At 70.3% G+C, this 13,980-nt stretch carries 13 protein-coding genes; 11 read left to right on the top strand and 2 right to left on the bottom strand.

Annotation, left to right across the window (positions count from 1 at the left end):
* Positions 1-83: 83 nt before the first annotated feature.
* Both VF092_25850 and VF092_25845 read right to left on the bottom strand, forming a co-directional pair.
* Positions 84-1,109 (bottom strand): hypothetical protein, encoded by a 1,026-nt coding sequence (locus tag VF092_25850; protein HEX6750738.1) that lies wholly within the window; start codon positions 1,107-1,109, stop codon positions 84-86.
* Between the two features lie 106 nt (positions 1,110-1,215).
* Positions 1,216-2,421 carry a tail fiber domain-containing protein gene (locus VF092_25845; protein HEX6750737.1) on the bottom strand — a complete coding sequence of 402 codons (1,206 nt, stop codon included), beginning with the start codon at positions 2,419-2,421 and terminating at the stop codon, positions 1,216-1,218.
* Positions 2,422-3,147: 726 nt separating this feature from the next.
* Between VF092_25845 and kdsB the strand changes: the two genes are divergently transcribed.
* From kdsB to VF092_25790, 11 genes are all read left to right on the top strand, one after another.
* Complete coding sequence (gene kdsB, locus VF092_25840; protein HEX6750736.1) at positions 3,148-3,903, top strand: 3-deoxy-manno-octulosonate cytidylyltransferase; 756 nt, start codon at positions 3,148-3,150, stop codon at positions 3,901-3,903.
* Complete coding sequence (locus VF092_25835; protein HEX6750735.1) at positions 3,900-5,591, top strand: CTP synthase; 1,692 nt, start codon at positions 3,900-3,902, stop codon at positions 5,589-5,591. Before kdsB ends, VF092_25835 begins: the two co-directional genes overlap by 4 nt.
* A 34-nt stretch (positions 5,592-5,625) precedes the next feature.
* Complete coding sequence (locus VF092_25830) at positions 5,626-5,946, top strand: hypothetical protein (protein ID HEX6750734.1); 321 nt, start codon at positions 5,626-5,628, stop codon at positions 5,944-5,946.
* Positions 5,943-6,827, top strand: coding sequence for a 3-deoxy-8-phosphooctulonate synthase (gene kdsA / locus VF092_25825; GenBank protein HEX6750733.1), 885 nt, complete (start codon positions 5,943-5,945; stop codon positions 6,825-6,827). Before VF092_25830 ends, kdsA begins: the two co-directional genes overlap by 4 nt.
* Positions 6,820-7,398, top strand: coding sequence for an HAD family hydrolase (locus VF092_25820; GenBank protein ID HEX6750732.1), 579 nt, complete (start codon positions 6,820-6,822; stop codon positions 7,396-7,398). Before kdsA ends, VF092_25820 begins: the two co-directional genes overlap by 8 nt.
* A complete protein-coding gene (locus tag VF092_25815; GenBank protein ID HEX6750731.1) occupies positions 7,395-8,402 on the top strand; it encodes a KpsF/GutQ family sugar-phosphate isomerase in 1,008 nt (335 codons plus the stop codon). The genes VF092_25820 and VF092_25815 overlap by 4 nt, the downstream gene beginning before the upstream one ends.
* 20 nt (positions 8,403-8,422) lie before the next feature.
* On the top strand, positions 8,423-8,980 hold the full coding sequence (gene lptC / locus VF092_25810) for an LPS export ABC transporter periplasmic protein LptC (GenBank protein HEX6750730.1): 558 nt from the start codon (positions 8,423-8,425) through the stop codon (positions 8,978-8,980).
* Entirely contained in the window at positions 8,980-10,668 is a 1,689-nt protein-coding gene (locus VF092_25805) for an OstA-like protein (protein ID HEX6750729.1), read from the top strand. Before lptC ends, VF092_25805 begins: the two co-directional genes overlap by 1 nt.
* Positions 10,665-11,993 carry an LPS export ABC transporter ATP-binding protein gene (gene lptB, locus VF092_25800; protein ID HEX6750728.1) on the top strand — a complete coding sequence of 443 codons (1,329 nt, stop codon included), beginning with the start codon at positions 10,665-10,667 and terminating at the stop codon, positions 11,991-11,993. Before VF092_25805 ends, lptB begins: the two co-directional genes overlap by 4 nt.
* The gene (gene rpoN / locus VF092_25795; GenBank protein HEX6750727.1) at positions 11,990-13,483 is read left to right on the top strand and encodes an RNA polymerase factor sigma-54; all 1,494 of its coding nucleotides are present in this window, start codon (positions 11,990-11,992) and stop codon (positions 13,481-13,483) included. Before lptB ends, rpoN begins: the two co-directional genes overlap by 4 nt.
* Positions 13,480-13,980, top strand: a 501-nt coding sequence (locus tag VF092_25790) for a glycosyltransferase family 2 protein (protein HEX6750726.1), incomplete at its 3' end; no start/stop codon positions are given. The genes rpoN and VF092_25790, both read left to right, overlap by 4 nt.

The following is a 13,980-nucleotide window of genomic DNA, read 5'->3' as shown; positions in this document are numbered from 1 at the left end:
GCGGGTTCGTTGCTCCGGCCGGCCGGAGCGCGCGCCGCCCCGGGGATCACCCGGAGCGGCGGAGATCCATCACCCGGCGTCGCTCAGGGGATGGAGATGGTGAGCGTCTGGCCGGCGGTGTTCAGCGAGCCGCTGACCGACACCGCGGCCGACGCCTTCACCGCGCCCTGCATCTTCGCGCCGCCGGACACCTGCAGCGCGCCCACGTTGCCGCGCAGCAGCGTGCCGGTGCCGCTGTTCCACACGTTGCCGCCGGAGATGGTACCCACCGCGTCGACGTTGCCCCGGACGCGCATCTGGTGGCCGGCCAGCCCCAGCGAGCTGCCGTAGCCCACGCGCAGGTGCGCCACGTCGGCGTCGGCGGTCAGCACCGGCTGGTTGTGCGCGCCGGAAAGGAGCGAGTCGGGTGGGATGGCGACGACGCTGGTCGAATCCGGCACCACGCCGCCCTGCCAGTTGCCGGCCGTCTCCCACGCCGTGCTGACCGCGCCCGTCCACACCTTGTCGACGATCGGCAGCGCCTCGTTCACCATCTGCGTCCACACGTAGACGGTGAAGGAGAAGGAGGTGACGGTGGAGGGGACGTTGAACTGCCAGTTGCGCGCGGTGGAGATCTGGTAGGGCGCCAGGATCTCGTTGTACAGGAAGTACGACTGGTTCGACGACAGGAAGGTGTCCATCCCGTCGGCGTTGGCCAGCGTCACCGACCCCGACCCCGCGGTGACCGTGGGGCCGGAGTTGAAGAACACCTTCACGCCGGTGACGGCGCTGCCGTTGGCGGTACCCATCGACTGCTGCCCGAGGTTCTGCACCGTCACGTTGCTCTGCAGGATCTCGGTATCCGAGTCCCAGCTCGTTCCCGAGCTCGACAGCTTCACGTAGACATCCTGGTTGCCGATGATGCGGTCGGCGTTCACGCCGGCCGGGCCCGCGGGCTTCACCGCGGCGCACGCCAGGGTGGCCGACGGCACGTCCACGGTGCACCGCATCTGCGCCATCGTCCCCGCCGGCGCCACCGCGGGCGGAAGGGTCGTCTGGTCGCTGCAGGCGGCCAGCAGCACCAGCGCGGCGCCGCACCCGGCGCGGGCGATCAGTTGCCGGTAATGCATGATGGGATGGGTCGGGTCGTTGCGGGTTGAGCGGCCCGCGAGGGGACGCACGAAGGTGCTGCGGGCGCCCCGGCTCTGTCGCGCGGGGCCGGGGCGCCGGTTCGGATCAGGGCTTCGCCTGCGCGGCGACCAGCGCCTCCAGGCGCTGCAGCCGTGCCTCGAGGTCGGTCACGCGTCCGCGCAGCTCGGTGTTCTCTTCCGTCAGCGTGTGCACCTGGGCGCGCAGCGCGTCGGTGCGGGCGGCCACCGCCTGCACGCCGGCCAGGTTCACCCCGTCGATGTCGACCGAGTTGATCATCAGGTTGCTCTCGCCCAGGCCGAAGGCGGCGAACAGGTCCTGCGCCATCGGGCCCATGTGGCGGATCGAGCGGTCCTGCGTCTTGTAGTTCCAGGTGCTCACGGGCACGTTCCGCAGCCGCGCCAGCAGCTCCTCGCCGTCCACCCCCAGGAAGTTCTCCTTGCGGTTGCGGTCCGAGATGCTGCTCCACGAGCCGCCGCCGGCCGCCACCTCCACGCCCGACGACAGGTTCTGCGAGGTGAAGAACCTGATCCCGCCGCAACCGCGCGCGACGAACTGGTTGTTGGCCGTGGCGTAGACCGAGTCCGACGAGAAGCCGGCGCAGCCGTCGCCCAGCACGACGGAGCCCTGCCGGTTGGCGGTGCGCGCGTTCTTGCCGATGGCGATGGAGAAGTTGCCGCTGGCGCTGTTCTGCAGCCCCATGGCCACGGCGTAGCTGCCGTTGGCGATGCTGGGGCCGATCACCGTCGCGCCCAGCCCGCCGGCGATGGAGCTCTGGCCGATGGCGGCGGACTCGTCGCCGGTGGCCTGCGCGCCGTCGCCAAGGGCCACGGCGCCCGCTCCCGACGCGGTGGCGGCGACCACGGCGAACGACCGGTCGCCGCTGGCGGTGGAGTTGTTCCCCAGGGCCGCCGACTGGGCGCCGCTCGCGGTGGTGGCCAGGCCGGCGGCGAACGAGCCGGCGCCGCTGGCGCGCGTGTTCTCGCCGAACGCGGCCGAGCCGGTCCCGACGCTGCCCAGGTCCCAGTAGGTGGCGCCGAAGCTGGACACCGATCCGGCACGAAAGGCGTACTTGTTGGGGAACCACATCATGCGCACGCCGGCGCCCGTCGCGGGAATGCTGCCCGTGCCGGAGGTGCCGTTGGCCACCAGGCCGGCGTCAACGTTCACGCGGAAGAGCTGGGTGCCGCCGCTCGACACGTACAGCGCGCTGTCGGCCTGGGCGTGCAGCGAGACGGTGCCGCCGAGCACCAGCGCGGCGGCAAGGGCGGTGGAACGCAGGGTCCTGGGCATGTGCGGGCGGGGCGGAGTCCGGATGTTGTTCGGGTCAGGGGCTCCGGGTGGATACCCGGGCCGGAGCAGGGTGGATCGTCGGACGCGCGCGAACGAAGCGCGGACCCGGCGAAGGGTCCGTGGAGGCGGTCGTGCGTGTCTGGTGCAGGGGTGTGACAGAGCTCGTCACGGGGGGGTGCGGTATGATAACCCCTGCTACAGCTTCGCACAACAGTTCGCGTGGTACACGCGCTACAAAGCATGGACGGGAGATTGGACAACGCGACGGCGCCATCGATTCCATCTTCTTCCAACCCGTTGCAGTGGTGATACTTGGGAGATCTGCACCGCGTCTCCGCCTGTGCAGGACGGAATCCGGCGGCTGCGTTTCGGACGAAGCATTTCTGCTACGCCGTCTCCTCACGCCCGCTTCGTCGTGATCGCGGCGGGTCGGACGGTGTACGCGTTCCGGCGCGATCGGATGCGCCGCGGCCGCGTTCGGTCGCGTCGGCGGCGTCCCGTTTGCCCGGGAATGGGATCGTGATCCGGGTCCGCGGACGGCCCGCGCCGAACGCGCCAGCGGCGGATCGGAGCCGCCGCGGATGAGCGGCGGATGAGGACGAAAATCCGTGCTTTGACAATCGGACGAGCGCGAGTTAGGTTGGATGGCGTGATTATTGCAATCGCCCGCCGCGCTCTCACCGCCCCACAGGGGCCGGCAAGCCGATGACTCCCGGAGTCCTCGGCGTGATCCCGGCCCGCCTCGCGTCGGTCCGTCTCCCCCGCAAACCGCTGCACCCCATCGCCGGCAGGCCGCTCATCGAGTGGGTCTGGCGCCGCGCCGTGGAGAGCGGTGTTTTCGACGAAATCGTGATCGCCACGGACAGTCCGGAGGTCGAGTCGGCCGCCCGGGCATTCGGCGCGTCCGTCGCCCTCACGCGCGCCGACCACCCGTCGGGGACCGACCGCGTCGCGGAGGTCGCGCGGCGGCCCGAGTGGCGGGGGTTCGAGGCGATCGTCAACGTGCAGGGCGACGAGCCGTTCGTGCGCACGGACCACCTGGAGATGGCCATCTCCCTCGTCCGCGAGGGGGGATGGGACGCGGGCACGGTGGCGACGCCGATCGCGTCCGCGGACGAGTGGCGGGACCCGGCGGTGGTGAAGGCGGTGCGCGGCGACGATGGCCGCGCGCTCTTCTTCACCCGCGCGCCCGTCCCGCATCCCCGCGACGCGGCGCCGGACTTCGCGTCGGGCGCGTACCTGCGCCACGTGGGCATCTACGCCTACACGCGCACCGCGCTGCTGCGCTGGGTGTCGCTCCCCGAGTCGCCGCTGGAGCGGATTGAGAAGCTGGAGCAGCTGCGCCCCCTGGCCGCGGGCGTCCGCATCGGCATCGCCGTGGGCGAGCCGGCGGAGGGCGGGGTCGACACCCCGGCCGACGCGGCGCGCGCCGAGCGCATCATCCTGGAGACCATGGCCCCCCACGCCCTGGAGCGAGCATGACCGCCCTGAACACCGCACCCACCAAGTACATCTTCGTCACCGGCGGCGTGGTTTCGTCACTGGGGAAGGGGATCGCCGCGGCGTCCATCGGCCGGCTGCTGGCCGAGCGGGGGCTGCGCGTGACCATCCAGAAGTTCGACCCCTACATCAACGTCGATCCCGGCACCCTCTCGCCCTTCCAGCACGGCGAGGTGTTCGTCACCGACGACGGGGCGGAGACGGACCTCGACCTCGGCCACTACGAGCGCTTCGTGGGCGAGTCGATGACGCGGCTGAACTCCATCACCACGGGGCGCATCTACCAGGACGTGATCAACGCCGAGCGGCGCGGCGAGTACCTGGGCGCCACCGTGCAGGTCATCCCCCACATCACCAACGCCATCAAGGACGCCATCCGCCGGCTGGCGCCCAACCACGACGTGGTGATCACCGAGATCGGCGGCACGGTGGGCGACATCGAGTCGCTGCCGTTCCTCGAGGCCATCCGCCAGTACCGGCAGGAGGTGGGGCGCGAGCACACGCTCTTCGTCCATCTCACGCTGATCCCCTACATCGCCGCCGCGGGCGAGCTGAAGACCAAGCCCACGCAGCACTCGGTGCGCGAGCTGATGGAGATCGGGATCCAGCCCGACGTGCTGATCTGCCGCGCCGAGCACCAGATCAGCTCCGAGATGAAGCGCAAGATCGCGCTCTTCTGCAACGTCGACGTGCACGCGGTGATCGAGGCGCGCGACGTGGAGACCATCTACGAGGTTCCGCTGGAGTACGCGCGCCAGCGGCTGGACGAGCTGGTGTGCCAGAAGCTGGGGCTGGACACGGAGCGCCCCGAGCTGCTCGAGTGGCGCCGCCTGGTCGACCGGGTGAAGACGCCGCGCAACGGCGAGGTGCGCATCGCGGTGGTCGGCAAGTACGTCTCGCTGGTCGACAGCTACAAGTCGGTGCAGGAGGCGCTGATCCACGGCGGGATCGCCAACGACGTGAAGGTGCGGATCGACTGGCTCAGTTCGGAGGACTTCGAGAACGGCCAGAGCGCCGACAAGCTGCGCGCCTACCACGGGCTGCTGATCCCCGGCGGGTTCGGGGTGCGCGGGGTGGAGGGGATGCTGGCGGCCATCCGCTGGGCGCGCGAGAACGGGCTCCCCTTCTTCGGCATCTGCCTGGGGCTGCAGACGGCGGTGATCGAGTTCTCGCGCACCGTCTGCGGCATCGAGGGCGCGCACTCGGCCGAGTGGGACGCGAAGACGAGCGACCCGGTGATCTGCCTGATGGACAGCCAGCGGCAGGTGACGGATCTCGGCGGCACGCAGCGGCTGGGGGCGATGACGGCGCGGCTCAAGTCCGGCTCGCGCAGCGCGGAGATCTACGGCGCGCAGGAGATCAGCGAGCGCCACCGCCACCGCTACGAGGTGAACAACGCCTACCGCGAGACGCTTGAGGAGCAGGGCCTCCGCATCAGCGGCGTGTCGCCGGACGGGAACCTGGTGGAGATGATCGAGATCCCCGACCACGCGTGGTTCGTGGCGACCCAGGCGCACCCCGAGCTCAAGAGCCGCCCCGACCACCCGCACCCGCTCTTCGCCTCGTTCGTCGAGGCGGCGGTGAAGCGCCGCGGGCCCGTCGCCGCGTCGGCCGAGAAGCCGGCGGAAGCGCGCGAGCGGACGGGCATCGCCGCGCTGGCGGGAGATTGAGATGCGTTCCCCGATACGGACCGGAGCCGGTGATATGACAGAGGCCGTGATCCGGTACGGTTTACTGGAGGAATACGCTGAGTCGATGACTCGTTTCCTCGAGAGCGAAGGGAAGGCATTGGGCGACATCGCTCGTAGATATCAGGCACTCATCCGCGGCGATGATGTGAGTTTTGTCCAAAGGGACGTGGAACTCCTCAACGAGCACGCCAAGGTGATGCTCCGGCGTGCGGGAGACCTGCGGGATAGTGAGCACCAGCGAATTCGTTCCGCTGTGCAAGAAGACGAACGGGTGGGTGGGGCGTTGGCACAGATTCGAGACGATATCCGCGCCGTGCTTGGAGCTGCTGGATGAGTGTCGTTTCTACCCACGCGCAGGCGGTACAAGCGAGACCGACGAATGACATTCGGGCGCTCTTCCGCCTGGGCGCGCCGTTCTGGGTGATCGCGGGGCCGTGCGTGCTGGAGAGCGACGCGCTGAACGTCTGCGTGGGCGAGGCGCTGGCGCGGATCGCGGACGACCTGGGGGTGCCGATCGTGTTCAAGGCCAGCTTCGACAAGGCCAACCGCTCGTCCCCCGGCTCTCCCCGCGGGCCGGGGGTGGACGAGGGGCTGGAGAAGCTGGCGAAGGTGCGCGCGGAGACGGGGCTGCCGCTGATCACCGACGTCCATCTCCCCGAGCAGTGTGGACCCGTCGCCGACGTGGTGGACGCGCTGCAGATCCCCGCCTTCCTCTGCCGGCAGACGGACCTGCTCGTCGCCGCCGGGGCGACGGGGAAGCCGGTGAACGTGAAGAAGGGGCAGTGGATGGGGCCCGCGGAGATGAAGGGCGCCGCGGCCAAGGTGCGCGGCGCGGGCGCGCCCGGCGTGGCGGTGACGGAGCGCGGCACCTTCTTCGGCTACGGCAACCTCGTCGTCGACATGCGCTCGTTCGCGCTGATGCGCGAGGCCACGGGCGCGCCGGCGGTGTTCGACGGCACCCACTCGGTGCAGCGCCCCGGCGAGGGCGCGGGCGTCAGCGGCGGCGAGCCGCGGCACATCCCCGCGCTGGTGCGGGCGGCGGTGGCGGCGGGCGCGGACGCGCTCTTCCTGGAGACGCATCCCGACCCCGCGAAGGGGCTGAGCGACACCACCAACATGCTCCCGCTGGCCCGCCTTCGCCCGCTGCTGGAGCAGGTGCTGGAGATCCGCGCCGCCGCGCGCGTGCTCGACTGGGAGGCGGCGCCGCGTGGCTGAGCGCATCGATCCGGCGCTGGCGCGGCGCATCCGGCTGGTGATCCTGGACGTGGACGGGGTGATGACCGACGGCGGCATCTACCTCGGCGCCACCGAGAGCGGGGAACCCGTGGAGCTGAAGCGCTTCGACATCCAGGACGGGCTGGGGATCCGGCTGATGAAGGAAGCCGGCCTCCACGTGGCCATCGTCACCGGCCGCGAATCGCACGCCGTGCGCATCCGCGCCGAGGAGCTGGAGATCGACGAAGTGCACCAGGACCGCACGGCGGCCAAGCTGCAGACCATCGAGGCGATGCTGGAGCGGCTGGGGATCGGCTGGGAGGAGACCGCGTTCGTGGGCGACGACCTCCCCGACCTTCCCATCCTCCGCCGCGTCGGCTTCCCCGCCGTGGTCGGCAACGCGACGGCGGATGCGCGGGCGTGCGCCGCCTGGGCCGCGGAGCGCGAGGGCGGGCGCGGCGCGGTGCGCGAGTTCGCCGAGGCGCTGCTGGGCGCGCGCGGAGAGTGGGCCGAGCGGGTGGAGGCCTACGTGCGCGACCGCGAGGCCGCCGTCGCGCGGAGGGCCGGATGAGCGTGGAGACGCTCGCCGCGCCCGAGGGGATGGTGGCGCTGTCGCTGGAGGAGACGCTGGAGCGCGCCCGCCGCGTGATCCGCCAGGAAGCCGCCGCCGTGGCCGCGCTCGAGGCGCGCATCGGCGACGACTTCGCCGGCGCGGTGGAGGCTATCCTCGACGCCGACGGCCGCGTGATCGTCTCCGGCGTGGGGAAGAGCGGGATCATCGCCCGCAAGATCGCGGCGACGCTGACGTCCACCGGCACGCCGGCGACCTTCCTCCACCCGGTGGAGGCGCTGCACGGCGACCTGGGGATCGTGGGAACGGGCGACGTGGCCATCCTCCTCTCCCGCAGCGGCGAGAGCGAGGAGCTGCGCGGGCTGGTGGAGCACCTCGGCCGGATGGGCGTGCGTCTCGTCGCGATGACGGGGCGACGCGATTCGTCGCTGGAGCGGCAGTCGGAGTTCGTGCTCGACTGCTCGGTGGCCGAGGAGGCCTGCCCGCACGATCTCGCCCCCACATCGTCGACGACGGCCGCGCTGGCGATGGGCGATGCGCTCGCGGTCGCCCTGCTGCTGCGCCGCGGCTTCGGGCGCGACGACTTCGCCCGGCTGCACCCGGGCGGCTCGCTCGGCCGGCGGCTCATCCTCCGCGTCGCCGATGTGATGGTGACGAAGGATCTCCCGCTCCTCGGACCCGCGGCGACGATGCGGGAAGCGGTGGTCCTCCTGGCCGAGCGCCGCGGCACCGTCGCCGTCGTGGACGGGGAGGGGAAGCTCCTCGGCGTGGTCACCAGCGGCGACCTGACGCGGCTGATGGAGCGCGAGGAACAGTTTTTTACGATCGCCGTATCCGGGATCATGACCCGGCAGCCCCGCACCGCCGAACCCGACCAGCTGGCCGCGTCAGCCGTGGGCGTGATGGAGCGGCACGGGGTGATGGCGCTGCCGGTGCTCGACGAAACCCGTCGCGTGGTGGGGATGGTGCACCTGCACGACCTGATGCGCGCGGGGGCGGTGTGATCTCCATGAACCCGAAGCAGATGCGTATCTCCCGATCCGTTCGCTGGCTGCCGATGCTCGGCCTCGTGGCCCTCGCCGCGTGCGGCGGCGCGCCGTCGGGGCCGGCCGTGGCGCTCGACGCCAACAGCAACCAGGTGACGGTGGGGATGAACCTGAAGATCAGCGAGGAGGGGCGGCTGAAGGCCGACCTCGACGCCGACACCGCCATCACCCCCGAGGGCGAGACGCGCTCGCAGCTGCGGCGCGTGCGGCTGACCTTCTTCGAGCCCGGCCGCGCGCCCAGCAAGCTGACCTCGAAGACGGGCGAGTACGACCAGTCGAACGGGATGATGACGGCGCGCGACGACGTGGTGCTGATCACCCAGGGCGACAAGGGGATGCGCACCATCAAGAGCGAGGAGCTGCACTGGGACCAGCGCGCCGACCGCGTGTGGAGCGAGAAGCTGACCACCATCGAGGAGAACGGGCAGACGCTCATCTCCGACGGCTTCACCTCGAACTCGGCCTTCACCAACGTGCAGGGGAAGAACAGCCGGGCCACGGGGGTGAAGGTGGGAAGCGGAGGGCTGACCTTCTGATGAGGCGCCTCCTCCTCTCCCTCGCCCTGCTCCTGCCGACGGTGGCCACGGCCGCCGCCGCGCAGAACACCTGCGAGCTGGTGTCCCAGCGCGGCAACTGGACGGCGGTGGGCGACCCGCGCAACCGCGTGATCAGCGCGCAGGGGCCGCTGCTGGTGCGCTGCAGCAACGGCGAGGAGCTGCGCGCCGACAGCGCGGTGATCTACTCGGCGCAGAACGAGGTGCAGCTCTTCCGCCAGGTCGACTTCCAGGACCCCACGCGCTCGCTGACCTCCGAGAACGCGACCTACAACTCGCAGACGGGGCGGCTGTACGCCACGGGAAACGTGGTCTTCACCGACAAGCAGAAGGGAAGCACGCTGCGCGGGCCCGAGCTGGAGTACTTCCGCGCCATGCAGGGCCGCCCCGAGTCGCAGACGACCGCGACGCAGCGCCCGCACGTCACCGTCGTCCCCAAGAACAGCGGCGGCGGCAGCAATCGCCGCAACCCGATGGAGATCGACGCCGACCGCGTGACCTCCGTCGGCGACCGGTACATGACGGCGACCGGGAACGTGGTGATCAACGACAACGGCACCCGCTCGACCGCCGAGGAGGCGTACTACGACCAGGTGGCCGACCACGTGGAGCTGCGCCGTCAGGCCAAGGTCGACAACGAGAAGTACCACCTCTCCGGCGACCTGATCACCAGCGACCTGCAGAACGGCTCGGTCTCCCGCGTCGTCGCGCAGAACAACGCACGGCTGGAGAGCGAGCGGCTGACGGTGACCGGGCCGCTGCTGCGCATGTTCTTCGAGCGCGACCTGCTGCAGCGCATGACCGGCGGCCAGGTGCCGGGATCGACGACGACCGGCCGCTCCATCGCCGTGGCCAAGGGCTTCCGCATCGAGGCGGATTCGATCGAGGCCATCCTCCCCGACCAGCGGCTGCGCCAGGTGAACGCGGTGGGGAAGGCGCGGGGGGAGAGCTGGGACACCATCCCCGTGCGCAGCGTGGTGGCGGACAGCGGGGCGATCGCCACCACGGCGCCCGCGCGGCCGATGACGGTGCCGCCCGAGGAGCTGTCGGAGAAGGACGTCCTCACGGCCGACACCATCTTCGCCTTCTTCAAGACCGACTCCGTCCGCCCGGACAGCGCGCGCGGCCGCAGCGCGCGGGGAGACAGCGTCCGCCTCGCCGGCCGTCCCGCGCGGCCGGACACGGCGCGGGGGGATACGACGAAGACGGAGATCGAGCGGCTGCTGGCCATCGGCGACGCGCGCTCGCTCTACCGGATGAAGCCCGACTCCGCGCACCCGCTGCAGCCGGGGCAGAAGCAGGCGCTGAACTACCTGATCGGCGACCGCATCGACCTGACCTTCAAGGAGGGCGAGGTCGACGTGGCCCACGTGCGCGGGCTGAAGCAGGGCGTCTACCTCGACCCCGAGACGCGCACGGCCTCCAACGACACCGCGCGCGCGGCGAGGCCGGGCGCGCAGGCGCCGCCGGGCGGAGCCGCGCGCCCGGGACAGACGCAGACGCAGTCGCGCCCCGCGACGACGACGGGGAGCGGGCCGCGCTCGGGGACGGCGCCGAACAGCCGCCCTCCGGCCAATCCCCCCGCGCCTCCGCCGGCGCCGGCGCCCACCACGCCGCAGGCGTCGTCGACGGTCGGACGGGGTTACGGGACCGCGGGAGGCGCGCCTTGACGGAGCCCAGGCTGGAACGGATCGTCAGCGCCACCGGCGCGGGCGGGCTCTCGGCGCTGATCGCGCTGCGGGCGCTGATCGAGGCCGACGACGGCGCGCACCCGGTGGACCGCGCCCGCTGGCTGACCCGCGTGCGCGAGGAGTACCACCGTTGGTATGCTGGGGACGGGCAGGCGCCGGAGAACTTCCCCGCGCCCGAGACGGTGCGCTACCTGGACGAGCAGGTGATCCGCCAGCTCTCCGCCGCCGGCGTGGCCGAGTTCCTGGTCGACGGCGACGCCGAGCCCGTGTCGCCCAACGGCGGCGCGCCCTGGGCCTTCGTCCGCCTCCCCGCCTGGGCGCTGGGCGAGGTGCAGGGCGCCGGGACCGGGGAGATGCTGCAGCACATCGACACGAGGATACGGGCCATTCTGCACGAGACACACGGAAGCCGGCACGACGGCGGCGCCGCCGTCGCCGCCGCGGAGGCGGAGGGTGACGTCGCCGACATCGCCCTGTCGGAGCACGACTTGGAGGTGCTGCACCCCGAGCGGCGGCGCTCGATGCTCGTCCCCGGCGGGCTGACGCTCTCCGCCAAGGGGCTGGTGAAGACCTACCGCGGCCGCAAGGTGGTCAACGACGTGGACGTCCACGTGGCGCAGGGCGAGATCGTGGGGCTGCTGGGGCCGAACGGGGCTGGGAAGACCACCAGCTTCTACATGATCGTCGGCCTGATCCGCCCCGACCGCGGCAAGGTGTACATCGGCCAGCGCGAGCTGACCGGGGTGCCGATGTACCGCCGGGCGCGCGCGGGGATCGGGTACCTGGCGCAGGAGCCGTCCATCTTCCGCCGGCTGACGGTGGAGGAGAACGTGATGGCCATCCTGCAGATGATGAAGCTGACCAAGGCCGAGCGAAAGCGGCGGCTCGAGGAGCTGCTCGACGAGCTGGGGATCAAGCATCTCCGCAAGACGAAGGCGTACGCGCTCTCGGGCGGCGAGCGGCGGCGGCTGGAGATCACCCGCGCGCTGGTCTCGCAGCCCAAGTTCATGCTGCTGGACGAGCCTTTCGCCGGCGTGGACCCCATCGCCGTGCACGACATCCAGCAGATCGTGAGCGACCTGCGCCGCCGCGGGATCGGAGTGCTGATCTCCGACCACAACGTGGAGCAGACCTTGGACATCGTCGATCGCGCCTACATCATGTACGAGGGCCGCGTGCGGGTCAGCGGCACGGTCAGCGAGCTGGTCTGGAACGACGAAGTCGCGGAGATCTACCTGGGTCCCACGCTGACCGCCCGGATGCGCGAGCGGTACGATCACCCTGAATCGGAAGACGCGGTATGAAGACGGGCCTGTACCAGGGGACAACCCTCAAGCAGGAGATGAAGATCAACCCTCGCCTGTACCAGGCGATGGATCTTCTCTACATGCCGCTCCTGGATCTGCAGCAGCACCTCAAGCAGGAGCTGCTGAACAACCCCTTCCTGGAGATGGTGGAAGGCGACGTCGAGGAGCAGGTGGAGCAGCCCAAGGACGAGAAGGAGCAGGAGAAGGACGACGAGATCGACTGGGAGGAGATCCTCCTGAACGGCTTCGAGACCGGCGGCCGCCGCGAGGAGTACGAGGAGCGCGAGTACTACGAGCCCGTGTCGGTGGACACCCCCGAGCTGGGCGATCACCTGCAGGACCAGCTCACGCTCCTGCGCCTGTCGGACCGCGAGCTCCTGCTGGGCGAGGAGATCATCGGCAACATCAACGACGAGGGATACCTCGAGGCGCCGCTCGACGAGATCGTGCAGTCGCTGAACGACTTCATGCACGGCACCGACGGGTGGGACCGCGAGACGCCGTTCAGCGTGGAAGAGGCCGAGCGGATGCTGCAGGTGATCCAGCTCTTCGACCCGCCGGGGATCGGCGCGCGCGACCTGCGCGAGTGCATCCTGCTGCAGCTGCGCGACTCCGTCGTCCAGGAGCTGGTGAAGGAGACGGGCGAGGGCGAGCCGGCGCACGCCGAGGTCGAGGAGCGCCTGGCCGGGTCGCTGGCCTACCGCATCGTCGACCAGTACTTCGACCAGCTGATCAACCACCGCTGGAGCGAGATCAGCAAGGAGCTGTCGATCACCCCGCGCGACGTGCAGGACGCGGCCGACGAGGTGGCCAAGCTCGACCCCAAGCCGGGCCTCAAGTACGCGAGCCACGGCGACAACTACATCATCCCCGACCTGATCGTGGAGAAGATCGAGGGCGAGTACCTGGTCTTCCTCAACGACACGTCGCTGCCGCGGCTGAAGCTGTCGCGGACATACCGCGACATCGCCAAGGACAAGAAGAAGTTCCAGGGCGAGAACAAGGAGTTCATCTCCAACAAGCTGAACTCGGCCAACTGGATGATCCAGGCGATCGAGCAGCGCCGGCAGACGATGCTCAAGGTGATGAACTACATCGTCGAGCGGCAGCGCGAGTTCTTCGAGAAAGGCGTGCAATACCTCAAGCCGCTCACCCTGCGCGAGGTGGCCGAGGTGATCAACATGCACGAGAGCACGGTGAGCCGCGTGACGACCGAGAAGTTCGTCCAGACGCCGCGCGGCGTGCTCCCGCTCAAGTTCTTCTTCTCGTCCGGCCTCTCCACCACCGCCGGCGAGGACGTGTCCGCCCGGGGCATCAAGGCGCAGATCCAGAAGCTCGTCGCCGATGAGGACCCGAAGCATCCCCTCACCGACCAGGCGATCGTCAACATCCTGAAGGAAGGCGGCGTGCAGATCGCACGGCGCACCGTCGCCAAGTACCGCGACCAGCTGGGCGTGCTGTCGGCACGCATGCGCAAGCGCGTATGACGACCGGGCGCCGCGAAGCAATCGTGGCGTATGCACCGCTTGCCGAACCGCGGCGCGCCGAGGTGTCGGTGCTCGTGCCGGCGAAGGACGAGGCGGAGAACCTTCCGCTGTTCATGCAGCTCGCGGCGGAAGCGTTCGCCTCGCATCCGGAGACCTCCTACGAAGTCGTCGTCATCGACGACGGCTCGGCTGACGACACGTGGGCCGTGCTGCAGCGCCTACGTGGACAGTATCCCTTCCTTCGCACCGTCCGTCACCGCGCGAAGCGCGGCATCGCGGACGCGCTGCGCACCGGCTACCTGAACTCGTCGGGTTCGGTGCTCGTGTTCTATCCCGCTGACCTTCAGTTCAAGCCGGAAGACATCCCGCGCCTCGTCGCGCCGATCCTCGCCGATTCGGCGGACATGGTCACGGGATTCAAGGAAGGGAAGTACGAGAAGGCGTTCGTCTCCGGCATCTACAACGGCCTGAGTCGAGCGCTCTTTCACGTGCCGGTG

Source organism: Longimicrobium sp., from assembly GCA_036377595.1.
In the GTDB taxonomy this organism is placed as follows: domain Bacteria; phylum Gemmatimonadota; class Gemmatimonadetes; order Longimicrobiales; family Longimicrobiaceae; genus Longimicrobium.
This window is presented reverse-complemented; position numbering and strand designations above follow the sequence as displayed.